At 70.0% G+C, this 22,727-nt stretch carries 19 protein-coding genes and 3 pseudogenes; 10 read left to right on the top strand and 12 right to left on the bottom strand.

Going from position 1 to position 22,727, the window contains the following annotated elements; translation table 11 throughout:
- Positions 1–62: 62 nt before the first annotated feature.
- The 3 genes and pseudogenes from betA to OG496_RS46695 all read right to left on the bottom strand — a co-directional run.
- Positions 63–1,733: a choline dehydrogenase gene (gene betA, locus OG496_RS46705; RefSeq protein ID WP_405975207.1), complete on the bottom strand. Its 1,671-nt coding sequence runs from the start codon at positions 1,731–1,733 to the stop codon at positions 63–65.
- Positions 1,734–1,900: 167 nt separating this feature from the next.
- A pseudogene (locus OG496_RS46700) lies at positions 1,901–3,315 on the bottom strand (glucoamylase family protein).
- Between the two features lie 140 nt (positions 3,316–3,455).
- Positions 3,456–4,136, bottom strand: a pseudogene (locus OG496_RS46695) (family 1 glycosylhydrolase); the annotation flags it as partial.
- Between OG496_RS46695 and OG496_RS46690 the strand changes: the two are divergent.
- The 3 genes from OG496_RS46690 to OG496_RS46680 all read left to right on the top strand — a co-directional run bounded on the left by OG496_RS46690 (position 4,057) and on the right by OG496_RS46680 (position 7,510).
- Entirely contained in the window at positions 4,057–4,674 is a 618-nt protein-coding gene (locus OG496_RS46690) for a hypothetical protein (RefSeq protein ID WP_405976897.1), read from the top strand. The pseudogene OG496_RS46695 and the gene OG496_RS46690 overlap by 80 nt on opposite strands.
- Positions 4,628–5,320: a hypothetical protein gene (locus OG496_RS46685; protein ID WP_405975206.1), complete on the top strand. Its 693-nt coding sequence runs from the start codon at positions 4,628–4,630 to the stop codon at positions 5,318–5,320. The genes OG496_RS46690 and OG496_RS46685 overlap by 47 nt, the downstream gene beginning before the upstream one ends.
- A gap of 138 nt (positions 5,321–5,458) precedes the next feature.
- Positions 5,459–7,510, top strand: coding sequence for a WD40 repeat domain-containing protein (locus OG496_RS46680; RefSeq protein WP_405975205.1), 2,052 nt, complete (start codon positions 5,459–5,461; stop codon positions 7,508–7,510).
- A gap of 80 nt (positions 7,511–7,590) precedes the next feature.
- Here OG496_RS46680 and OG496_RS46675 read toward each other — a convergent pair whose 3' ends face one another.
- Entirely contained in the window at positions 7,591–8,685 is a 1,095-nt protein-coding gene (locus OG496_RS46675; protein ID WP_405975204.1) for a LacI family DNA-binding transcriptional regulator, read from the bottom strand.
- Positions 8,686–8,948: 263 nt separating this feature from the next.
- On the opposite strand from OG496_RS46675, the gene OG496_RS46670 reads away from it, so the two are divergent.
- The 3 genes and pseudogenes from OG496_RS46670 (at position 8,949) to OG496_RS46660 (ending at position 12,083) form a co-directional block, all read left to right on the top strand.
- Positions 8,949–9,623 carry a lysophospholipid acyltransferase family protein gene (locus OG496_RS46670; RefSeq protein WP_405976842.1) on the top strand — a complete coding sequence of 225 codons (675 nt, stop codon included), beginning with the start codon at positions 8,949–8,951 and terminating at the stop codon, positions 9,621–9,623.
- A 258-nt stretch (positions 9,624–9,881) separates the two neighbouring features.
- Positions 9,882–11,102 (top strand): annotated as a pseudogene (locus OG496_RS46665) (metallophosphoesterase).
- Between the two features lie 234 nt (positions 11,103–11,336).
- The gene (locus tag OG496_RS46660) at positions 11,337–12,083 is read left to right on the top strand and encodes an IclR family transcriptional regulator (protein WP_405976841.1); all 747 of its coding nucleotides are present in this window, start codon (positions 11,337–11,339) and stop codon (positions 12,081–12,083) included.
- A 12-nt stretch (positions 12,084–12,095) separates the two neighbouring features.
- Here the strand turns inward: OG496_RS46660 and OG496_RS46655 are convergent, their stop codons facing one another.
- The 6 genes from OG496_RS46655 to OG496_RS46630 form a co-directional block, all read right to left on the bottom strand.
- Entirely contained in the window at positions 12,096–13,226 is a 1,131-nt protein-coding gene (locus OG496_RS46655; RefSeq protein WP_405975203.1) for an aromatic ring-hydroxylating dioxygenase subunit alpha, read from the bottom strand.
- A 76-nt stretch (positions 13,227–13,302) separates the two neighbouring features.
- A complete protein-coding gene (locus OG496_RS46650) occupies positions 13,303–14,472 on the bottom strand; it encodes an NAD(P)/FAD-dependent oxidoreductase (RefSeq protein WP_405975202.1) in 1,170 nt (389 codons plus the stop codon).
- On the bottom strand, positions 14,469–14,831 hold the full coding sequence (locus tag OG496_RS46645; protein WP_266766476.1) for a bifunctional 3-phenylpropionate/cinnamic acid dioxygenase ferredoxin subunit: 363 nt from the start codon (positions 14,829–14,831) through the stop codon (positions 14,469–14,471). Before OG496_RS46645 ends, OG496_RS46650 begins: the two co-directional genes overlap by 4 nt.
- A gap of 159 nt (positions 14,832–14,990) precedes the next feature.
- Positions 14,991–15,620: an MBL fold metallo-hydrolase gene (locus OG496_RS46640; protein WP_405975201.1), complete on the bottom strand. Its 630-nt coding sequence runs from the start codon at positions 15,618–15,620 to the stop codon at positions 14,991–14,993.
- Positions 15,620–16,708, bottom strand: coding sequence for an S-(hydroxymethyl)mycothiol dehydrogenase (locus tag OG496_RS46635; RefSeq protein ID WP_405975200.1), 1,089 nt, complete (start codon positions 16,706–16,708; stop codon positions 15,620–15,622). Before OG496_RS46635 ends, OG496_RS46640 begins: the two co-directional genes overlap by 1 nt.
- 131 nt (positions 16,709–16,839) lie before the next feature.
- Positions 16,840–17,328, bottom strand: a complete 489-nt coding sequence (locus OG496_RS46630; RefSeq protein WP_405976840.1) for a TetR/AcrR family transcriptional regulator — start codon at positions 17,326–17,328, stop codon at positions 16,840–16,842.
- Positions 17,329–17,507: 179 nt separating this feature from the next.
- Here OG496_RS46630 and OG496_RS46625 point away from each other — a divergent pair, with 179 nt between their 5' ends.
- Positions 17,508–18,965, top strand: coding sequence for an aldehyde dehydrogenase (locus tag OG496_RS46625; protein ID WP_405975199.1), 1,458 nt, complete (start codon positions 17,508–17,510; stop codon positions 18,963–18,965).
- Between the two features lie 189 nt (positions 18,966–19,154).
- Here OG496_RS46625 and OG496_RS46620 read toward each other — a convergent pair whose 3' ends face one another.
- Both OG496_RS46620 and OG496_RS46615 read right to left on the bottom strand, forming a co-directional pair.
- Positions 19,155–19,649 carry a hypothetical protein gene (locus OG496_RS46620; RefSeq protein WP_405975198.1) on the bottom strand — a complete coding sequence of 165 codons (495 nt, stop codon included), beginning with the start codon at positions 19,647–19,649 and terminating at the stop codon, positions 19,155–19,157.
- 66 nt (positions 19,650–19,715) lie between these two features.
- Complete coding sequence (locus OG496_RS46615; RefSeq protein ID WP_366492009.1) at positions 19,716–20,240, bottom strand: ATP-binding protein; 525 nt, start codon at positions 20,238–20,240, stop codon at positions 19,716–19,718.
- Between the two features lie 328 nt (positions 20,241–20,568).
- On the opposite strand from OG496_RS46615, the gene OG496_RS46610 reads away from it, so the two are divergent.
- The 3 genes from OG496_RS46610 (at position 20,569) to OG496_RS46600 (ending at position 22,559) form a co-directional block, all read left to right on the top strand.
- The gene (locus tag OG496_RS46610; protein ID WP_399388977.1) at positions 20,569–21,444 is read left to right on the top strand and encodes a helix-turn-helix domain-containing protein; all 876 of its coding nucleotides are present in this window, start codon (positions 20,569–20,571) and stop codon (positions 21,442–21,444) included.
- 1 nt (position 21,445) lies between these two features.
- A complete protein-coding gene (locus OG496_RS46605; protein WP_366492011.1) occupies positions 21,446–21,682 on the top strand; it encodes a DUF397 domain-containing protein in 237 nt (78 codons plus the stop codon).
- Positions 21,683–21,743: 61 nt separating this feature from the next.
- Complete coding sequence (locus tag OG496_RS46600) at positions 21,744–22,559, top strand: SAM-dependent methyltransferase (protein WP_405976839.1); 816 nt, start codon at positions 21,744–21,746, stop codon at positions 22,557–22,559.
- Positions 22,560–22,727 lie beyond the last annotated feature (168 nt).

Below are 22,727 nucleotides of genomic sequence, written 5' to 3'. Positions count from 1 at the left end.
GGGCCTGGGGGCGGCCGCCCCCAGAACCCCCGGCACCCTCAGCCTCTCAACGCCCGGCGCGCTTACCCCGCCTGCTTCTGCTGCGCACCTCGGTGCCGGTAATACACCGCCGAGGACGGAGCCAGCGGCTCCTTGCCCAGGATGAGGTCGGCCGCCTTCTCCGCGATCATCATCACCGGCGCGTAAATGTTCCCGTTGGTCACGTACGGCATCACCGACGCGTCCACGACCCGCAGCCCCTCCACCCCGTGCACCCGCATGCTGCCGGGGTCGACAACGGCCATCTCATCCGTGCCCATCTTGCACGTGCACGACGGATGCAGAGCCGTCTCCCCCTCCTTGGCCACCCACGCGAGGATCTCCTCGTCGCTCTCCACGGACGGCCCGGGCGAGATCTCCCCGTCGTTGTACGGAGCGAGCGCCGGCTGGTTGAGGAGCTTGCGGGCGACCCGGATCGACTCGACCCACTCGCGCCGATCCTGTTCCGTGGACAGGTAGTTGAAGCGCAGCGCGGGATGCTCCAGCGGATCCTTGCTCTTGACCTTCACCGACCCGATCGCGTCGGAGTACATGGGCCCGACATGCACCTGGTACCCATGGCCCCCGGCCGGCGACGAGCCGTCGTAGCGGACCGCGATCGGCAGGAAGTGGAACATCAGGTTGGGGTAGTCGACGTCCTCGTTGCTGCGGGCGAAGCCGCCGGCCTCGAAGTGGTTGGTGGCGGCGGGCCCCTTGCGGAAGAGCCATTGCAGGCCGATGAAGGGGGCGCGCCACTTCGCCATGTACGGCTGCATGGAGACGGGTTGCTTGCAGGCGTACTGGATGTACACCTCCAGGTGGTCCTGCATGTTCTCGCCGACGCCCGGCAGGTCGTGGACGACGTCGATGCCGAGCGCGGTCAGCTCCTCCGCCTTGCCGACGCCCGAAAGCTGAAGCAGCTGGGGGGAGTTGATCGCGCCGCCGCAGAGGATGACCTCGCGGGCACGCACCTGGTGGACCTTGCCGCGGTGCCGGTACTCGACGCCGACGGCCTTCTTGCCCTCGAAGAGGACACGGGTGACCATCGCGCGGGTGGTGACGGTGAGATTGGGCCGCTTCCGCACGGGCTTCAAGTAGGCCTTGGAAGCGGACAGTCGGCGGCCCCGGCTGACGTTGCGGTCGAAGGGCGCGAAGCCCTCCTGCTGGTAGCCGTTGACGTCGTCGGTGCGCGGATAGCCCGCTTCCTGCACGGCGTTGAGGAACGCGCCGAACAACGGGTTGGAGGCGGGCCCGCGTTCGAGGACGAGCGGGCCGTCGTGGCCCCGGAACTCGTCGTCGGGATCGGCCGCGAGGCAGTTCTCCATCCGCCGGAAGTACGGCAGACAGTGCGCGTAGTCCCAGCTCTCCATGCCGGCGTCGGCGGCCCAGCGCTCGTAGTCCATGGGGTTGCCGCGCTGGAAGATCATGCCGTTGATACTGCTGGAGCCGCCGAGCACCTTGCCGCGGGCGTGGTAGACGCGCCGGTCCCCCATGTGCGGCTCGGGTTCCGACTCGTACTTCCAGTCGTAGAACCGGCTGCCGATGGGATAGGTCAGCGCGGCCGGCATGTGGATGAAGACGTCCCACGGGTAGTCGGGCCGTCCGGCCTCCAGGACCAGCACCTGGTGGGCCGCGTCCGCGGAGAGCCGGTTCGCCAGTGCGCTGCCGGCGGATCCACCGCCGACGATGACGAAGTCGTATTGCAGGGGAGCCATGATCTCTCGTCTCGCTCGCGCCGTAGATACGCGAGGCATGCTAATACGAGTACCGCTATACGCACTAGGTTGCGCGCCACGCAACCTGAGGGCCGCAGGTTTCCGCACTGTTTCCCAGCCCGGGTCCCTGTTTCCCAGCCCGAGTCCCGATCGGTTCGGCCCGTTCCTCAGATGCTGAAGCGCTCCCTGCCGAGCAGGGGGCGCACCCGGGTGCGGAAACCGCCCGTGTGGAAGGGCTGCTGGAGGAGGCCGGGGCGCAGGTGCTGGGCGAGTGCGGCGGCGATCATTCCCTGATCGAGGGCGAGGACGGAGTCGCTGACGCGGCCGTTCGCGGTGTCGACGGAGTCTCGGAAGCCGTAGCGGTCGTCGTAGGCGCCGAAGTCCCGTGCCAGTGCGGTGAGGTTGGCGAGAGCCTCGGGCGCGGCGAACGGCAGCGCGAGGAAGGAGGCGTGCGGGGTGACGACGCCGAGGGAGTTGTAGCCGTCCTCCTGCATGCCGATCGCGTCCACGCCGTACTCGCGGTAGCCGCCCTCGGGGATGTTGGCGGGCGAGAAGCCCCAGTAGCCGTACTTCGCCTCGTCCAGGCCGTGTTCGATCTGGCTGCGGACATAGCACTGGTGGGTGGTGCCCCACGAGTACGGCGACCAGGCGGCCTCGGGCACGAACAGCGGGACCATCAGCGCCTCGAACATCGAACCGCCCCAGGTGGGCACGAGCGTGCGGCCGCGGTAGGTGTAGTGGCCCTCCCACACCCGTACGCCGTCGATCGTGACGTAGGAGCCCTCGGGTTCCTGTTCCTGTCCCATGCCGGGCAGGAGGGTGCGGAACAGGTGCCAGTAGTGCTCCGTGGGCAGCGAGTTGTCGGCGATGCCGAGGTAACTCGCCATCCTGGGTTCGGTGTTGAGGCGCCGTAGTGGTGGCCGGTGGGTTCGCCCTTGCCGGGTTTGTCCGGCCAGAAGCCGCCGCGCAGTTGACCGGGTCCGGCGACCGGGTCGGCCGGGTCGTAGGGGGTGTAGTAGTACGACCAGTCGGCATCGGCGAGGAGCCGGGCGACGCGCGGACGCAGTTCCGGGTCGGCGTCGGCGGCGATCTTCAGTCCCGTGACCAGCCAGGCGTTGTCGACGGTGGAGAGGAAGGGGCGCACCGGGTCGCCCGTCCCCGGCCAGCTGGTGAGGACCGAACCGTCGTACGCGTCGTACCAGTTGAACCAGAAGCCGTGCGCCCGCTCCAGCTTCTCGACGGCCGCGAGCGTGCGAGACAGGCGCTGGTGCATGACGGACCCGGAGATCACACCGAGGCCGGCCGCGGCGACGGTCGACCACAGGCCGCAGCCGATGTTGGTCGATGAGGTCTGGGTCGAGGGCACGGGGGCGCCGGTGCCGGAGACGTCCATCGTGTCGGCGGTCAGACCGAGTTCGGTGGTCATGGCGGTCATCGAGCGGTAGGTCGCCTCGAACCAGGTCCGCAGCGGCACGCTGTCGGGGGCGGGGCGGCCGCGGGTCGACGCGGAGGCGAGGGGTGACGCGGCGGTGAGGGCTGCGGCTCCCGCCGTGGCGGTGGTGAGGAACGTACGACGGTTCATGCGGGTCCAACTCCCAGGGGAATGCGGGCGGGACGAGCAAGGGACGGGTACGTGCGTCGTCGTGTCCCGTGCGGGACAGCGGTGGGGCGGGAGCCGACGGGATGTCAGGGGCCCGTCGGCTCCCGGGACTTGGGGCGGTCCTACGCGTTCCGGCCTGTGGTGCGCGGCAGTTCGCGGGTGCGGCCCAGGGCGCCGAGCCAGGCGGCGGATGGCTTGGCGGTGCGGGCGAAGGTGACCGGGTCCACGGCGATCAGGCCGAACGTCGGCCGGTAGGAGCCCCATTCGTAGTTGTCGAGGGCGCTCCAGGCGAGGTATCCGGCGATGTTCAGGCCGTCTTCGAGGGCGGCGGCGACCGCGTCCAGGGCTCCGGCGTAGTAGTCGATACGGCGGTGGTCGTCGGCGGTGGCGATGCCGTTCTCGGTGACGATCAGCGGGACGCCGGGGCCGACGACGTCGGCGGTGTGGCGCAGGGCGTGGCCGACGGCCTCCGGGTAGAACTCCCATTGCGTGGGAGTGCGTTCGGCATCCTCGGGCGCGGGGATCGGGCCGTCGGCGCCGATCTTGGTGCGCGTGTAGGACTGGACGCCGATCCAGTCGTCGTCGCGGGCGGCCTCGATGAAGACGTCCTCGCGGGGGTGACGGTAGGCGGCGGTGACGTCCTCGGCGCCCGGCAGCGCCTGGTAGACCTGGTTGGCGATCGTCCAGCCGACCTGGATGGCTGGGTCGATCGAGCGCACCGCCTTGACGGCGGCCCGGTGGGCGGCGATCACCGCGTGGGTGGTCTCCTCGTCCGGGGTGGGGAGTCCGGCGGGCGGGAAGGCGGCGGACGACGGTGACACCCTCGACGCGCTCAAGTTCGCCGATCGCGCCGACGCCGAGGCGAGTTCCGCCGGCTTCGACGGGACGGGAGAGGTGCTCGCCCGTCTCATGGAGGTGGCCGACGCCGCCGGTGACCAGGTCCGGGCGGCCATGCTCGCCGACCGCGTCGAGGACTTCGCGCGGTCTCACAAGCGGAGCCCGTGGACTCAACACGGGCCGCTGGCGGTGGTGTTGGCCTGGGAGGCGTTGAGGGGGGACTTGGACCGGGTGGATGCTCTGCTGGGCCGGACACTCGGCGCCGGGGGTCGGACCGGAGCTGGGACCGGAGCCGGCAGCGGGAGCGGAACCGGCAGCGTGGATGCCCTGCCGGGCGGGCGGGCGGCTCGGCACCGGGGGCGGGAGCGGAGCCGGGAACGGGACCGGGAGCGGGACCGGGAGCGGGAGCGGGAGCGGGAGCGGAGCTGCAAGCAGCGCCCGCAGCGCGGAGAGGTCATTGGACGGCGACGAACCCGTCGGCCAGGACACGGCCCGCCATGGTGACCCGGACCCGGACATGCTCATCAAGTACCTGCCGGTGCCCAGTTCCCCCCTCCGCGCCTCGGACCTGGCCTACGTGCTGGACGCGGTCGCCGAGACCGGCGCCCAGGACGTGGTCCTCGGCCTGGCAGACCGGGCGGAGGCGCTGCTCGACACCGCCGTCGGCTTTGACCACGACCTTCTGCTGAGCACCGTGACCCTTCTGCTGGCCCGGCGCGGGCAGGTCGAGCGGGCCATCGCGCTCGTCGACCGGATCGTCCCCGAGTGGCGCGCGGGGCGACAGGCGGAGATCGTCGGGCAGTTGGCCCGCTACGGCGACACGGGCCGGGCCGAGGCCCTCGCGTACGGGATCACCGACCGCCAGGCGCAGACCAGGGCGCTGATCGAAGTGGTGCGGGAACTGGCCCGGCGCGGCGATCCGGAACGCGCCGAAGCCCTCGCCCACTCGATCGCCTACCGCGCGACACGGGCCCGCGCACTGGCCGTACTCGCGGAGCTGTCCGATCCGCCTCGCGCCCGGAGGCTTGCCGTACAGGTCATGGTCCTCGACGACTGGCCGGCTGCCCTGCCCCTGCTGGAACGGGTCGCGCCCCGGGCGGTGGTGACCGTCGCCGATCAGGCCGACGCGCTGCTGCGCGACGAGGCGTGACGTGCCCGCCCCACACCCAAGACCCGATGCCTCCCTCCGTTCCTTCTCCTTCCGCTCCTTGTCACTGCTGACTGCGAGACTCATTCCATGATTCAGACGTTGCCCCTGAACAGCCCGCGTTGGCGTGACCTTGATGGCGTGACGGCCGAGGAGGTGCAAGTGCTCCTGGAGCACATGGCCTCAACTGCCGTCACGGGCGCCGACGTTGACTGGCGGCAGACCTGGACGTACATGACCGACGACCTGCTTGCCGACGGAACCGTCTCCAACAGCGCCTACGCGGTCCTGCCCCATCTCGTCGAGGCGGCAGCGGAGTTGCCACCGGAGCAGTCGGTGGACTTCTGGGTGGACATGGGCTTCATCGTGACGGCGGAGGACAGGCCTCCCGTCCCGGCCGATCTGGAGGCGGGGTTCAGTGCCGCGCTCCGGCTGGCCGAGCAGGCGGCCGCACGGAGCTTCCTGGACGCCGGTGCTCCCGCGAAGGTCTGCGGCCAACTCGCCCTGAGCTGCGTCGCCTTCGCCGGTCACCACATCGGCGCGGCACTGTGGGATCTCGAACCCGGGGAAAGTTACCTTCAGTTGGTGTGTCCCGAGTGCGGGAACGACACCGAGATCCTCAAGTTCTTCGTGGACCCGGTGCATCCGCCGTTCGAGGCACCGGAGTTGCCTGATCCGGACCGTGCCCGTCAGGGGCAGCACCCCTGGGGCGAAATCGCCGACGCCTTGCAGGCGGAGACACTGGGGCAGGAGTGGCAGCCCTTCCTTCGGGTGGCACGCGAGGTCGCGGCGGCCGGGGTGCCCGTCGGAACACCGGGGCCTGCCGTCCTGTGCCTGGTCGCCGGGATGGTCGCGGCCAAGGGCACCCCGCAATGGGCCGGCAGCGAATGGGCCCGTCAACTGGCCTTGCTCACCGGGCACTTCCGCTGCTGGAACTGCGAACAGAGCTGGACGATCGCCGACGGCCTGGTCGAGAACCCGGCCGGCGCCCACCCCCAGAGCGGCCCCGCGCGGGCATCGACGGACGCCGCCGACAACTCGGCTACGACGGCTCAGCCCACGGCACTCGAACCAACAGGGGAAGCAACAGGAAAAGCAACAGCTGACGTAACAAGCGAAGCAACCACCCGTCTCCGGCAGGACAGGAACGCTCTGCTCGCGGCCGACGGCACGCCCTGGGGCCGTATGACAGCGTTCTCCGATTCCGCGTTCCCTGTCTCCGATTCCGCGCCGGGTTCGTCCAGCGGCGTCGACTCACTGACGGTGGTGTCCCTCGCCGGTGGGACGACGCTCGTGGCCGGTGCCGGTGCAGGCGCCGGAGACAAGGGCGTGGTGTGTCTGTGGGATGCGGCCGACGGTCGACTCGTCCATGGGCCGCTCGCAGGACATCCCGACCGGGTCCGCGCGTTGACGGCCTTGCCCCTCGCCGATGGCCGCGTCCTTCTGGCGAGCGGAGGTGACAGCGGGGCGATCGGCCTGTGGGACGCCGTCACCGGACGGCCGGTTCGCGAGCCCGTCGCCAACTGGCTCGGCGAGATGACCGGGATGTGCACCGCGCCCCTCGCCGACGGCCGGACCCTGCTCGTCACCGCCACCTCCCGAGGCGCGGTCCGGTTGAGGGACCCGGCCACGGGTGAACCTGTCGGGCGGCTCAACCCCTCCGGCCGTCCGATCCGGTCGCTCGCCACCGTCCCGGTCGCCGGCGGCCGGACCATGATCGCGGCCGCGGACACCCAGGGCGGCGTCCACATGTGGGACCCGGCCGTCGACGACCCCTGGGACCCGGGTGCGGCCGTGCAGTTGAAGGACCGCGCGCTCAGCGATGGCGGACACCGGGTGGCAGTTGTCACGGCGGTGCCCACGCCCGACGGACCCCTGTTGGCCACCGCCGACGATCGCGGCGTAGTCATGCTGTGGGACCCGGCCACCGGAACGCCGGTCGGCGAGGGCCTCTCTCCCGCGACGGGCACCGCAGGCCCACCGGTCATGACGGCCGCCGCCCTGCACGACGGGCGCACCGTCCTGGTCACCGGCACCAAGCGCGGGCACGACCTGCGGATCTGGGAACCGGCGACCGGCGCCGTCCGGCAGATATCCCTGGAAGTGACCATCACCTGCTTGGCCATCGCAGGTTCCGACGTGATCGTCGGACACGACCGCGGAGTTCTCGGACTCCCGCTCACAAGGCAGTGAACCGATCCCGTTCCGACCCGCCTGCCACACCCGCGAACATCTGACTATCCGTCAGGAGATCTCGCCAACTCGTCCAGAACCTAACCCACTTGAGTTCCGCTTCCCTCAACCTCGCCGCATCCACAGCTCGCACGGCGTACGACGGTGACCGGAAGCATCAGCGACACCGGTTCCTTGTCGGGCGCTCCGCTGAGTCGCTGCACGAGAAGCTCCGCCGCCTGCTCCCCCAGCCGCAGCATGGGCTGACGCACCGTCGTCAGGGACGGCCGCACGAGCCGGCCGAGCGGGATGCCGTCGAAGCCCGTCACCACCACGTCCTCGGGGACGCGCAGCCCCCGCCGTTGCAACGCGTGCAGGGCACCGACGGCCATCTGGTCGTTGGCGAAGACGAGCGCCTCGGGCAGCGGGCCGTCGCGGTCGGCCAGGGCGTCCACCGCGTCGGCCCCGTCGGCCTGCCTCATCATCGGCATCCGTAGGACCGGTCCATCGGCTATTTCTACGTCCGCTGCGGCGCACGCCTCCAAGAAGCCCCGGAAGCGAGCCTCCACGTCCGGCGACTCCTCGACCGAGCCGATGTACGCGAGGCGCCGCAGCCCGTGGTCCTCGATGAGGTGCCGGGTCAGTTCGCGCTGGCCGTCGGAGTTGGCGACCTCCAGGTGGTCCAGGTGGTCGAGGTGGTCGCCGCCCTCGCGGGGTCCGGCGAGCATCACCACGGGCTGCCGTCGGGAGATCACCTCAAGCTCCTCGGTCGGCACGGTGCGCGCCATGACGGCGAACCCGTCGACGCGTCCCGCCACCTTGGCCACCAGACTCTCCGGCCCGCCCTTCAGCGAGGCGGCGATCAGCAGCGCGTAGCCGTGCCGACGGGCGGTGCGTTCCATGCCGCGGATGATCTGGTCGGAGTAGAGCATGGCCGCGTCGTCGTCCTCGGCGTCGGTGTCCTCCGCGTCCGGATCGGAGTAGTCGGGGAAGCACAGCCCCAGGACACCGGTGGTACGGCTGGCTAGCCCGCGCGCGTTGCCACTAGGTACGTAGCCGAGTTCCCGCGCGGCGGCGAGAACCCGCTCCCGGGTCTGGGCCCGCACCGAGTCGGGGTTGCGGTAGACGCGAGACACCGTGGCGATCGAGACGCCTGACCGGTTGGCCACGTCGTACACGGTGGGGACGGTGCTCATGTGGACGGAACCCTCATGTGGTCGGTGCGCACAGCGGCGTGGGCGCGCGATGTCCGCACGGGATGCAAGCAGGCGATGTGAGCAAGTGATGTAAGCGCATTCACCCTAGGGGTTGACCAGGTCAGGAGCAAGGCGCCGAGTCGGGGGCGGCGGGCTGCCGGTGTTGTGAGTACGCGTACTCATGACCCCTGCCACCCGGCTGCGTGACGATACAGATCGTCCGCACACCGGGCATCACCGGCAGATCAGAGAGTCAGCAGCACGTGCTCAGCGCCTTCGCCCGTACCGTCGTCCCCCTCCTCGGCCGTCTGACGGTGACCACCACCGGGACTGTCCGCACCATCGCGCCCGGCAGCATCGTCGCGCCCAACCACACCGCTCTCGCCGATCCCGGACTCGTCCTGGCCGCGCTGCACCGGCTGGACGTCGAGCCGGTCGTCCTCGCCACCGCGGGACTGTGGAAGGTCCCCATACTCGGCCGCCGTCTCACCCGCGAGGGCCACATACCGGTGCACCGGGGCAGCCGTAGCGCGGCGGCGGCCCTGGACCTGGCGGCCGAGGCCCTCGCCGCCGGCCGGATCGTGGTGATCTACCCCGAAGGCGGACTCCCCCGCCGCCGGGACTCCGCCGACCGCGGACCCGGTACCTTCCGCACCGGTCTGGCCCGCCTCGCGCTCACCACCGGCGCGCCGGTCGTCCCGCTCGGACACGCCGGTGCCCGCCGGATCGTCTCCGGCGGGCGGGTCAAGCAGATCGCCGGTGTCATCACCGCGCCGCTGCGCCGCCCGGACCTCCACGTCCACGTCGGCGAACCCGTCCACCTCACCGGCGACATCGACGAGGCAACCGCGCACGCGCGCACGGCAGTTGAGTCCGCCTGGCAGCAGGCGGTCGGTCAACTACCGTCCTCCCGCAGGGCGTCGAACCCTCAGGCGTGAGGCAGAGGAACGCGCCGACCATGGCGGACCGCCGGCGCTGAACATCCCGGGACGCCGACCAAGTGGCACTGCCGGCAGACCCGGAGCGCTTCGCGGTGTCTTACGTCTACGGCGTCGCCCTGCCCTCCCACAGAGAAACCTTCGCCCCATGGGGTCGCACCCATGAGCACCCGCCCGGCCAGCCCATGACCCGTCCGGCCGGCCCGAGGACGACCGGATACAGTGCGCGAGACGGCAGCCCGGTCAGATAGGGGAAGCGTGACCGACACCAGCGACACCCGCTCCGCCGACGGCGAAGTGCAGGCTCCGCGGCGGAGCCGACTGCAGCGCCTGATGCGCTACCTCCCCCTGATCGCCCCCGTGCTGCTGTGGGCCGTGCCCTGCTGGGTGCTCCTGTACACCGGCCAGCACTGGCCGTTGCCCGTCGCGCTGGCCGGCACCGCTCTGTTCGTCCTCGGCCTCGTCACCATGCCGCTCGCGATGGGGCGTGGCCACGGCCGACGTCAGCAGGACTGGGCAGCGATCGTCGGGGACACCCTCCTGGGCAGCAGCTGGGTGCTGTTCACCTGGTCCGTGCTGCTCGGCGTCCTGCTGCGGCTCGCCCTGACCGTGGCCGGTGTCGGCGACGGCCAGGACCGGGCCCGGATCGTCACCTGGGCCGTCCTCGGCACCACCGCCGTGCTGCTCGCCTGGGGGTACGCCGAAGCCCGCCGCGTGCCCCGCGTGCGCCGCCTCGACGTCCAACTCCCGCGGCTGGGCGCCGGGTTGGACGGCACCCGCGTCGCCCTCATCACCGACACCCACTACGGCCCGCTCGACCGCGTCCGCTGGTCGGAGCGGGTGTGCGAGACGGTGAGCACGCTGGAGGCCGACTTGGTCTGCCACACCGGCGACATCGCGGACGGCACGGCCGAACGCCGCCGCGCGCAGGCCGCCCCGCTCGGTACCGTGCGTGCCACCCAGGCCCGGGTGTACGTCACCGGCAACCACGAGTACTACAGCGAGGCCCAGGGCTGGGTCGACCTGATGGGCGAGCTGGGCTGGGAGCCGCTGCGTAACCGCCATCTGCTGCTCGAACGCGGCGGCGACACCCTCGTGGTCGCGGGCGTGGACGACGTAACCGCCGAGTCCTCAGGCCTGGCGGGCCACCGCGCCCACCTCGCCGGAGCCCTGACCGGCGCGGACCCCGACCTGCCCGTCCTGCTCCTCGCTCACCAGCCCAAGTTCGTCGACCGGGCGGCAGCCGCCGGCATCGACCTCCAGCTCTCCGGCCACACCCACGGCGGTCAGATCTGACCCTTCCACCACCTGGTCCGCATCGACCAGCCCGCCCTCGCCGGTCTCAGCCGGCACGGCACCCGCACGCTCCTCTACACCAGCCGCGGCACCGGCTTCTGGGGCCCGCCGTTCCGCGTCTTCGCCCCCAGCGAGATCACCCTGCTCGTGCTCCGCTCCCCGCACCCGCCCACCTCGCCGTAGCACCGGCCGGGCCGGCGCATCCACTTGGCGCACAACCTGTGCACAGATCCGCTGGAACTCCCGGGAACCCGCAGGTGGAAGCGGTATGCCCCCGTCGCGTGAACCGGCAGCTACCAGGCGAAAAGACCTGATCAGAGTCCGCATCGTAAACAGGTTGTACCGCACTACGCGTATAGTTTCGCTGTGAGCAACTACAGTCCAGATACTGAAACGACAGGTTCGCAGTCCGGCGGAGTGCAGTCCGTGGACCGTGCCATCAGCGTGCTGGAGATCCTGGCCCAGCGTGGCGAGGCCGGTGTCAGTGAGGTGGCCGGCGAGATCGAGGTTCACAAGTCGACCGCGTTCCGGCTGCTCGGGGCGCTGGAGGCGCGCGGGTTGGTGGAGCAGGCGGGCGAACGCGGCAAGTACCGGCTCGGGTTCGGGATCGTGCGGCTGGCCGGCGCGGTCACCGGGCGCATCGACATCACCCAGCAGGGCCGCCCGGTCTGCGAGCGCCTCGCCGAGGAGATCGGCGAGACCGTCAACATCGCGGTCATGCAGGAGCAGTACGCGATCAACCTGTACGAGGTCCGCGGCCCCGGCGCCGTCACCGCGCACAACTGGGTAGGAGAACTCACCCCGTTGCACGCCACCTCCAGCGGCAAGGCCCTGCTGGCCCACCTGCCCGCCAAGGAGCGCACCGCGCTGTTGACGGAGGCCGGCCTGAAGAAGGTGACCCCGCACACCATCACCTCGAAGGCGAAGCTGGAGAAGAACCTCGCCGAGGCCCGGGAGCGCGGATACGCCTGGACGCTGGAGGAGTTGGAGCTCGGCCTGCACGCCGTGGCCGCCCCGGTCCGCAACCGCGACGGCGAGGTCATCGCGGCGGTCAGCGCCTCGGGACCGGCGTACCGGTTCACCGAGGAGCGCCTGCACGAACTCGCCCCGGTCCTGGTCAAGGGCGCCGAGGAGATCAGCCACCGTATGGGTTACCTGGGCTGAAATGCCCCTGGCTCACCCCTGGTTGATCCCCAGGCGCTCGTTCACCCAGTCGTGGAACGCTCCAATGTGGTGCTCGCTCGGCACCAGCACCCCGCCCTTGGCGTACATCCGGGAGCTCATCCCGGGCTGCGTGCGCTCGCACGCCTCGAAGTCCTGGCGGTTGACCCGGTCGAAGAGTTCCACGGACCGGCTGACGTCCTTGCCGCTCTCGACGACGTGCGGGAGATAGAGCCAGTCGCACTCGACGATCGTGCGGTCGACGGCCACCGGGTACATCCGGTGGAAGATCACGTGGTCGGGGACGAGGTTGATGAACACCTGCGGCTTGACGGTGATCGCGTAGTAGCGGCGGTCCTGGTCGTCGCTCACCCCGGGGATGCGGTCGAGGCCTTCCGAGCCGTCGACGGTGAATCCCTGGACCTCCTCGCCGAACTCGGCGCCGTGGCCGACGTAGTACTGCGCGGCATAGCCGTCGGCGAACTCCGGTAGCACCTCGGTGAGTTCGGGGTGGATCGTGGCGCAGTGGTAGCACTCCATGAAGTTCTCGATGATGAGTTTCCAGTTGGCCCTGACGTCGTAGACGATGCGCCGGCCCACCGAGAGGTGGTCGATGTCGTAGTGGTCGAGGGACTCCACGTCGCCGAGCCGGGCGACGACCTCGCTGATGACGTCCTCGTCGAACGACGGTGGATTCTCCGCCAGGTTGACCCACACATAGCCGAGCCATTCGCGGACGGCGACGCTCACCAGGCCGAACTCGGTGCGGCCGACGTCGGGCATCTTCGTCAGGTTGGGCGCCGCGACGAGCTTGCCGTTCAGGTCGTACGTCCAGGCGTGGTACGGGCATTGGAAGGCGCGTTTGACCTCGCCGGCCTCCTCGGTGCAGAGCTTGGCGCCGCGGTGCCGGCAGACGTTGAAATAAGCGCGTATCGAGCTGTCGCGGGCGCGTGTGATGAGAATGCTCTCGCGGCCCACGTCGACGGTCCGGAAGGCGCCGGGCTTGGCGAGTTCGGAGGAGCGCACGGCGCAGAACCACATCGTCTCGAAGATGCGCTCCTGCTCCTGGGCGAAGATGTCCGGGTCCGTGTAGGAGGAGCCGGGCAGGGTGGCGATCAGGCTGTCCGGCAGACTGGTCGAGGTCACAGAGCACTCCTCGGAGAACGTCGTGGGTCGGTCATTCACGCGCCGGGACGAACGACTCCGGACGGCGTAGTTACGGTCAACTCACCGTGGCGGCAAGCTGTTTGCGCCACCGCATGAACAGCCGCGGCTGGTTCATCGCGAGCACGGCGACCGGCTGCCCGGCACACCGGTAGACGGCGAGGAAACTGCGGTCGCCGGTGGCGCCCTCCTCGACGGTCACACTGTCGGCACCGGCCGCATGACCGGCGAACTGGATCTTCACGCCGTACTGGTCCGACCAGAAGTACGGCGGCCGCGACGCCCCCGCCTCCACCGCACCCCACGACAACAACGTGGCCACGGCCGCCTCGGGCCGCTCCCGCGCCCCGGTCCAGTGCTCGACCCGCCGGTGCGAACCCGCCCGCGGGTCGTACCAGTTGGCACAGTCTCCTACGGCGACCACGCCGGCGAGACTGGTCCGGCCGTCGGCGCCGCACTTGACGCCGTTGTCGAGCTCGACCCCCGAACCCTCCAGCCACTCGACGCACGGCCGCGCACCGACACCGACAACGACCATGTCGGCGGGGACAGTTCGCCCGTCCTCCAGCAGCACGGCGTCGACGCGGGCCTCCCCGCTCAGCCCTTTGACCCCGACTCCGCACAACAGCCGTACGCCGTGGGCCTCGTGGAGGGCGGAGACGATCTGGCCCATGGTCTCGCCGAGCGGGCCCGCGAGGGGGGTCGGTGCCGCCTCGATCACCGTCACGTCGAGTCCGAGGGCGTACGCCGTGGAAGCGACCTCGGCGCCGATGAACCCGCCGCCGATCACCACCAGCCGTCCGCCCAGGGCGAGTTCGTCGCGCAGGGCGCGGGCGTCGTCCAGGGTGCGCAGGGTGTGCACCCCGGCCAGTCCGTCCGTGCCGGGCAGGTTCCGCGCCACCGCGCCGGTCGCGACGACGACGCCGTCGGCCCGGACCTCCCGCCCGCCGTCGAGGAGCAACACCCGCTCCGTACCATCGACTTGGAGCCCGACGGCACGGGCACCGAGCAGCCACTCCGCCCGCAGGTCCTCGTCGTCCATCTCCAGCAGGAGATCGTCTTCGGTGACGGTCCCGGCGAGGAACTCCTTGGACAACGGCGGTCTGTCGTACGGGCGATGGGGCTCGTCCCCGATGACGACGAGCCGCCCCTCGAAGCCCTGCTTCCGCAGCGAGCGCGCCGCCGACAGCCCGGCCAGCGAGGCGCCCACCACGGCCACGGTCCTCACGCGGGGCCTCCGGCGAGCCGGGCCGCGACGCAGGGCGGCAGGTTCGGGGCGTCCGTGGACGGCACGACGTAGATCATGCCGTCCTGGACCAGAACCTCGTGCGTACGCACCGGGCGCTTGGCCGGCGGAGCGTCCACGGCACCCGTCCGCAGGTCGAACTTCGAAGCGTGCAGCGGGCATTCCACCTCGCAGCCCTCCAGCCAGCCGTCCGCGAGCGAGGCGTCCTGGTGGGTGCACGTGTCGTCGATGGCGAAGACCTCGCCGTCGTCGGTGTGGAACACCGAAACCGGCGGATCGATGTCGAGCCGGTAGGCCTCGCCTCGCGGCAGATCCACGAGAAGGCACGCGGGAATCATCATGACACCTCGGTGCGTATAGCGAAACGGATTGCGGTAAGCGCAACGTCAGTTTGAGGGCGGCCCCAAACCGTTGTCAAGGTGTTCAGAGGCCACGCGAGGGCCTTACCCAGTGTTGCTTTTCACGCAACATCGCGCGCCATCAGCAACACCCGGCAGAGCTCAGAACCCGCGGTCGATCCACTCCTGAAGATGCGGAGCCTCGGCACCGACGGTCGTCGTGTCCCCATGCCCGGTGTATACGACGGTGTCCCCCGGCAGGCCGAGCAGCCGGTCCCGGATCGAGTCGACGATGGTCGGGAAGTGGGAGTACGACCGCCCCGTGGCCCCCGGCCCGCCCGCGAAGAGCGTGTCCCCGCTGAAGAGGGCGTTCAGCGCGGGCAGGTACAGACAGACGGCGCCGGGCGCGTGCCCGGGCGTGTGCAGCACGGTCACCTCGACACCCGCCACCTCCACGACCTGCCCGTCGGCCAGTTCACCGTCGGGCGCCCGGTCCGGGTGGGTCTGCTTCCACAGAGGCAGGTCGTCGGCATGCAGCAGGACCGGAGCGCCGGTGCGGTCGGCGAGGTCGGGCGCCGCGTCGATGTGGTCGTTGTGGGCGTGGGTACAGATGACGGCGACGAGTCGACGGTCGCCGACCGCCTCCGCGATGACGTCGGCATCATGCGCGGCGTCGATGACGACGACCTCGTGGTCGTCACCGATGATCCAGACGTTGTTGTCGACGTCCCAGGTGCCGCCGTCGAGCGTGAACTGCCCTGCCGTGACGAGGTGTTCGATACGGGCGGCCATCACAGCTCCACCACCGAACGCAGAACGTCGCCGCCGTGCATCCGCTCGAAGGCCTTCTCGACGTCCTCCAGCGCGATGGTCTCCGTGACGAACGCGTCCAGATCCAGGCGCCCTTGCTGATGCAGATCGATGAGCATCGGGAAGTCACGGGAGGGCAGGCAGTCGCCGTACCAGGACGACTTGAGTGAACCGCCCCGCCCGAAGACGTCCAGGAGCGGGAGTTCGAGCTTCATCTCCGGAGTCGGGACACCTACGAGGACGACCGTGCCCGCCAAGTCCCGCGCGTAGAAGGCCTGTTTGTACGTCTCCGGGCGGCCGACCGCCTCGATGACGACGTCGGCACCGAAGCCGCCGGTGAGTTCACGGATGGCCTCGACGGGGTCGCTCGCCTTGGAGTTGACGGTGTGCGTGGCCCCCATGGAGCGGGCCTTCTCCAGCTTGCGGTCGTCGATGTCCACGGCGATGATCCGCGCCGCACCAGCGAGTTGGGACCCGGCGATCGCCGCGTCACCGACACCACCGCACCCGATCACCGCGACCGTGTCACCGCGTCCGACGTTGCCGGTGTTGATGGCCGCACCAATGCCGGCCATGACGCCACAGCCCAACAGCCCGGCGACGGCCGGGGAGACGGACGGGTCGACCTTGGTGCACTGTCCGGCGGCGACCAGGGTCTTGTCGGCGAAGGCGCCGATGCCCAGGGCCGGGGAGAGTTCCTGGCCGGTCGAGGCGAGGGTCATCTTCTGCTTGGCGTTGTGGGTGTTGAAGCAGTACTGCGGCCGTCCGCGTCGACAGGCCCGGCAATTCCCGCACACGGCACGCCAGTTGAGGATCACGAAGTCGCCGGGGGCCACATCGGTGACGCCCTCGCCCACCGATTCCACGACGCCCGCGGCCTCGTGCCCGAGCAGGAACGGAAAGTCGTCGTTGATACCGCCCTCGCGATAGTGCAGATCGGTGTGGCAGACCCCGCACGCCTCGACCTTCACCAGCGCCTCGCCCGGGCCTGGGTCGGGGACGACGATCGTCTCCAGGCTGACGGGGGCACCCTTGCCTCGTGCGACGACAGCACGGACCTGATGCGTCATGGCCACTCCTCCGCTGGTAGGAGACCTGAGCAGAATGTTGCTCATTACGGCACGCTTCGCGCGTGCCGCAACACAGCATCACGGAGGGCGGAACGGGGGTCAAGGATTCGGGCCGGCGCACACCGCTGACGTCACCGGCCGCCGAGCCCCCGCAGAAAGGTGTCGACGACCATGTCGGCGGCCTGGGCATCGGTGAGTTCGGGCAGTTGCTGCGAGGCCAGGTGCATGAGCTGCGGCAGCAGTGAACTCGCCCATGCGGTAGGGGTGTTGGCGCACAGCAGCCCCTCGCCGATGGACCGTTCCAGGAAGGTGTCAACCTCGCGGATCAGGGCGTCACGCCTCCCGCGGATCGTCTCGTCGGCCTTCATCCGGGTGAGCTCCACGGGCCACTTGCGATTGACGCCGATGATCCCTTCGACGTACCGGTGCAGGGCGACAGCGACGGGAGCCTCGCGCAGCCTCGACTCCTCGACGGCCCGCTCGATGGCCTCGACGCGAGCCTCATAGATGGCCGCCAGCAGTTCCTCGCGGGAGGCGAACCGCCGATAGACGGTCCGCCGGTCGACACCGGCCTCGGCCGCGATGGCGGCGATGCTCGCGCCCGGATCGGCGGCGAGCATGCGCGCTCCGGTCGTCAGGACGGCTTCGAGATTGCGTACGGCGTCGGCTCTCACGCAGCGAAGTATAGCCCGCTATCACCACACGCCTGGGGCGATGCCACAGGTAAGTGTTACATTGAAGTGACAGTTACTGGAAATGGTCGCACCCGGTCGCCCTTGAACTCCCCAGGAGAGAGCACATGATCACCTACGACCGACTCTTCATCGCGGGTTCGTGGACCGCTCCAAGCAGCCCCGAACTCCTCGACATCCGCTCGCCGCACGACCGAACGGTGATCGGCCGTGCCGCGCAGGCCCGCCCTGCCGACGTGGACCGGGCGGTGGCCGCCGCCCGCGCCGCCTTCGACGAGGGCCCCTGGCCGCGCACGGCACCCGCGGAACGCATCGCCGTCATCCGACGACTGAACGCCCTGCGCGAGGCCGACGCCGAGAAGATCGCGGCGCTGATCTCGGCGGAGAACGGTTCGGCCGGCTGGTTCACGCTGGCCGGGCAACCGGGGCTCGGCCGACAGGCGGGCGCCTACCTCAAGGCCGCCGAGGAACTGGACTGGGAGGAGACCCTGACGCCGTCCGACCCCGACTCCCCCACCCGAAGCGTGCTGCGCCGCGAACCCATCGGCGTAGTGGCCGCCGTCATCCCGTGGAACTCCCCGTTCTCCGCGGCCCTGGCCAAGGTCATCCCCGCACTGCTGGCCGGAAACACGGTCGTCCTCAAGGTGTCCCCCGAGAACTCGCTCAGCATGGGCTTCCTCGCCGAACTGCTGGAGCGGTCCGGCCTGCCGGAGGGCGTGATCAGCGTCCTTCCCGCCGACCGCGAGACCAGCGAGTACCTCGTGTCGCACCCCGACGTGGACAAGATCGCGTTCACCGGCTCGACCGGGGCCGGCCGCAGGATCGCGTCCATCGCGGGCGAGCAACTGAAGCGGGTCAGCCTGGAGTTGGGCGGCAAGTCTGCCGCCGTCATCCTGGACGACGCCGACGTCCAACAGGCCGTACAGGGACTGAAGTTCGCCTCCCTGCTCAACAACGGCGAGGCCTGTATCGCACAGACCCGCGTCCTCGCACCGCGCAGCCGCTACGACGAGATCGTCACCGCCCTCAAGAACCTCGTCGAGTCCCTCAAGGTCGGCGACCCGAACGACCCCGACACGTTCATCGGCCCGATGGTCCGCCCCGACCAACAGCAGCGTGTACGCGACTACATCGAACTCGGCATCAAGGAGGGCGCCCGCCTCGTCACCGGCGGCCCCAAGGTCCCGCCCGGCCTCGAAGGCGGCAACTACGTCACCCCGACCGTCTTCGCCGACGTGGACAACTCGATGCGGATCGCGCAGGAGGAGATCTTTGGACCGGTCCTCGTCGTCATCCCCTACGACGACGAGGACGACGCCGTCCGGATCGCCAACGACTCGGAGTACGGCCTCTCCGGCGGGGTGTGGTCCGCCGACCAGGCCCGCGCCCTCGCCGTCGCCCGCCGCCTGCGCACCGGCACGGTCACCGTGAACGGGGCGCCCATCGCCTTCGACGGCCCCTTCGGCGGTTACAAGGCCAGCGGAATCGGCCGCGAGTACGGGGCAGTTGGGCTCGCACAGTACGTGGAGTACAAGACCGTCACCCTCACCCCGGCCATTTCATAAACCATCGATGTCCGCGATTTCAACCCGCACCCGGCCAGCCAACGGCCAAGAAAAAGAATGCAAAACCTTGCCAACCAAGGGAATGTGAAACAACGTCAATTCCCCTGGGCCGCTGGTCACACCTCTCGCACAACAAGGAATACCGCACCCCCCCTCAGTCGTATCGCCGCGACTGCCGGATGCGGCTGGTCAGTTCGCCGCGTCCAGTGACCAGAGCGGAGTGCTGCCGGCGACGCGGCAGGTGAGGAAGTACAGGGGTATCGGCGGTGTGTAGGGCTGCCCGGTCTCGGGGGAATGGATCAGGCGGGGATGCTCCAGGCCCGGTTTCGGGCGGGTGCTCGTCCAGGAGGGGTCGGCCACCCGGGCGCCGATGGCATAGCTGATGGACGGCGGCCAGATGACGCCGATGTGCGAGCCGGCCGGCACGATCCACCACCAGCGCCGGGCGTCGGCGAAGACGCAGCCAACACGCCGCAGATGGTCCAGGATGCGTTCCCCGTGTTCCCGGGGCATGCCCACGGCGTCGTATCCGAGGCTCGCGCGTAACGGCGCGGGGATCACCAGGCGTCCGGACCGGATGCGGTCGTGCGTCGGCGGCTCGGCGGGATTCGGGGGCGGAGTGAAGCTGTGAGCCAACGGCTCGGAGGGGGACGGGATCGGGTCGCGGCTGCGCGATCGGTACATGGGAGGGACCCTTCGGCCGAGTGGGGGGATGGGCCGGGCGGGGAGCTGGGGCCGGCCAGGCGGGCGTCAGGGCGGGACAGGTTCGTCGGCGTCCGTGGCCAGTTCGGCCCAGACGATCCGCCCGGACCGGTGCGGGATGTCCGCCGTTCCCCAGTCGCTGCTGAGCTCCGCGACGAGCAGGAGACCGCGCCCGCCCTGGTCGTCGGGGCCGGGCCGACCGGGTACCGGGAGCGTGGAACCGCGGTTCTGGTCCTCGACCTCGATCCGGAGGACTCCGTCCGTGCTCCGCACCTCGCAGACGATCCAGTCACTCGCGGAGTGTGTGAGCGCGTTGGTGACGAGTTCGGAGGTCACGACGACAGCGTTGTCCCGGACGACTTCGCGGACGCCCCACGCGATGAGCAGTTCCTCCACGGTTCTGCGGGCCAGACCGACCGACGCCGGGGTCGCCGGCAGGCCGAACAGATGGCTGTGGCGGGGGTGTTGGTTCCCGGAGACGAGCCGGCCGGGGCCTTGGGGCCCAGGGAGTCGGCCAGGGCGCTCGCCTCCGGGAGGTCGGTCCAACGGCTGGGGGACAGAGGGCGGAGCCATCGCCGTACGCCTTTCGTGTGCCTTCGCACCCTGGGCGGTGCCGGTATCGCATCGACCGGCCGCGCACGAGGCGCGGATGGCGACCCTGCCGGGCCAACGCAGGTCACAACCCTGTTTCCCCCAACTGGGCTGCGCCGTCTCGCTCTTCGACGAGCTGTGACGACATGCTCACTGTGGCACCTGCCAACAACCCATCGCAACCGGCAAGTTGAAAATTGCATGTCGCGAAGTGCATGCTGCTTCCGCCAGGAAGTGATCGAAAGAGTCGGTGAAGAGCGAAACCCTGCCAGACTGCCGCCCGGAGCTGGAGGCGCAAGGGAGGTAGACCGTGACCGCAGAGACCGACTGGGGCGGCGTCCCCTCCGTCCTGCGCATGATCCTCGGCCGCCAGCTGGAGGAACTGCGGACCCGCGCAGGACTCACGTACGAGGAGGCGGGCGCGGCCATCGGTGTCAGCCACTCCACGATCCGCCGGATGGAGGCCGCCAAGGTGGCCCGGCTGCGCCTGGCGGACGCTGAAAAGCTGCTGCAGGTCTATGGGGTGACGGACCGTCAGGAGATCGACACCTTCCTGAAGTCGGTCCGCGAGGCCAGCAAGCGCGGCTGGTGGCACACGTACCGCGACGTCATGCCGGACTGGTTCGCCGCGTATCTGAGCCTGGAGCAGGCAGCGCTGCAGGTCCGCGCCTACGAGAACGAGTTCGTCCACGGGCTGCTGCAGACCGAGGAGTACGCACGGGCCCTGCTCGGCGCGGGCAACCCGCACGCCCCCACCGAGGCCACGGAGCGCCGGGTCGCCCTTCGCATGCGCCGCCAGGAACTGCTGACCCGCGAAGCGCCGCCGCGGGTGTGGGTCGTGATGGACGAGACGGTGCTGAGGTGGCCGGTCGGGGGTGCCGCTGTGATGCGCGCCCAGATCGACCACTTGATCGAGGTCAACCGGCTGCCTCATGTGACTCTGCAGATCATGCCGTTCGCCAACGGCCCGCACCCGGCCATGCGAGCCGGGGCGTTCCACCTCTTCCGGTTCCGGGCGCCCGAACTGCCCGACGTCGTCTATCTCAACGGCCTGGTGGGCGCTGTCTATCTGGACAAGGGCGACGACGTCGTGGTGTATCGCGAGGCTCTGGACCGGCTGGGTGCCCAGGCGGCGCCCGCCCGCAAGACCGAGGCCCTCCTCGGTGCGATTCGCAAGGAGCTCTGACGTGCACCACCACATACGCAACGGCATACCGTCCCGGAACCTGGGCGCACGCGGCTGGACCAAGCCGTGGAGCGACGACGCCGGGGGCGCCTGCGTGGAAGTGAAGAAGCTCGCCGACGGACGCGTCGCCGTACGTCAGTCGACCGACCCCGACGGCCCGGCGCTGGTTTTCACACCCCGCGAGATGACGAGCTTCGTCACGGGCGTGAAGGCGGGTGACGCCGACTTCCTTCTGTGAACCCCCATTGTTTTTACTGAGCGTTCATCCCGAACCTTCAACTCGCATGGGAGACACGGCGTTGCCCGACAACGGATGGCCGGCCGACCGCATCGACACCGAACACGCGCACTCCGCGCGGATCTACGACTACATCATGGGCGGGAAGGACTACTACCCCGCCGACAAGGAGGCGGGCGACGCCATGTCCCGGGAGTGGCCCGCGCTCCCGATCCACATGCGCGCCAACCGGGACTGGATGAACAGGGCCGTGCGCTGGCTCGCCGAGGAGGCGGGCGTGCGCCAGTTCCTGGACGTCGGCACCGGCATCCCCACCTCCCCGAACCTGCACGAGATCGCCCAGCAGGTGGCTCCGGAGTCACGGGTGGTCTACGTCGACAACGACCCCATCGTCCTCACCCTCTCCCAGGGGCTGCTCTCCAGCACGGCCGAGGGCAGGACGTCGTACATCGAGGCCGACTTCCGTGAACCGTCCACGATCCTCGACGCGCCGGAGCTGCGCGAGACCCTGGACCTCTCCCGGCCGGTGGCGCTGACGGTGATCGCCATCGTGCACTTCATGCTCGACGCGGACGACGCGGTGGGCGTCGTACGGCGCCTGCTGGAGCCTCTCCCCTCGGGCAGTTACCTCGCGATGTCGATCGGCACCGCCGAGTTCGCGCCGCAGGAAGTGGGCCGCGTCGCCCGCGAGTACGCGGCCCGCGACATGCCGATGCGGCTGCGCACCATCGACGAGGCCCACGAGTTCTTCGCCGGGCTGGAGCTGGTCGAACCCGGCATCGTCCAGGTCCACAAGTGGCACCCGGACGGCACGGGCGAACAGAACATACGCGATGAGGACATCGCGATGTACGGGGCGGTCGCGCGCAAGCCGTGACCATCTCGGTGCCGGGGACGGCCGCACGGCCGTCCCCGGCACATGGGGAAGCCGTCCGAGCAACCTGTGCCGGGTCGCAGCAGCGCAGCGAGACGGCGAACTCGCGACCGGCCCGGCACCACTGCACGGGGGACCGTCGCTGTCTCCGCTCGCCTCCTCGTGGTAGAT

This window comes from Streptomyces sp. NBC_00988 (assembly GCF_045162645.1).
Taxonomy (GTDB): Bacteria; Actinomycetota; Actinomycetes; order Streptomycetales; family Streptomycetaceae; genus Streptomyces.
This window is presented reverse-complemented; position numbering and strand designations above follow the sequence as displayed.

Coding starts and splice junctions, on each gene's coding strand:
- betA (WP_405975207.1), bottom strand. CDS start 1,733: ATGGCTCCCCTGCAATACGACTTCGTCATCGTCGGCGGTGGATCCGCC.
- OG496_RS46675 (WP_405975204.1), bottom strand. CDS start 8,685: ATGAGCACCGTCCCCACCGTGTACGACGTGGCCAACCGGTCAGGCGTC.
- OG496_RS46645 (WP_266766476.1), bottom strand. CDS start 14,831: ATGATGATTCCCGCGTGCCTTCTCGTGGATCTGCCGCGAGGCGAGGCC.
- OG496_RS46640 (WP_405975201.1), bottom strand. CDS start 15,620: ATGGCCGCCCGTATCGAACACCTCGTCACGGCAGGGCAGTTCACGCTC.
- OG496_RS46635 (WP_405975200.1), bottom strand. CDS start 16,708: ATGACGCATCAGGTCCGTGCTGTCGTCGCACGAGGCAAGGGTGCCCCC.
- OG496_RS46630 (WP_405976840.1), bottom strand. CDS start 17,328: ATGCTCGCCGCCGATCCGGGCGCGAGCATCGCCGCCATCGCGGCCGAG.
- OG496_RS46625 (WP_405975199.1), top strand. CDS start 17,508: ATGATCACCTACGACCGACTCTTCATCGCGGGTTCGTGGACCGCTCCA.
- OG496_RS46620 (WP_405975198.1), bottom strand. CDS start 19,649: ATGTACCGATCGCGCAGCCGCGACCCGATCCCGTCCCCCTCCGAGCCG.
- OG496_RS46615 (WP_366492009.1), bottom strand. CDS start 20,240: ATGGCTCCGCCCTCTGTCCCCCAGCCGTTGGACCGACCTCCCGGAGGC.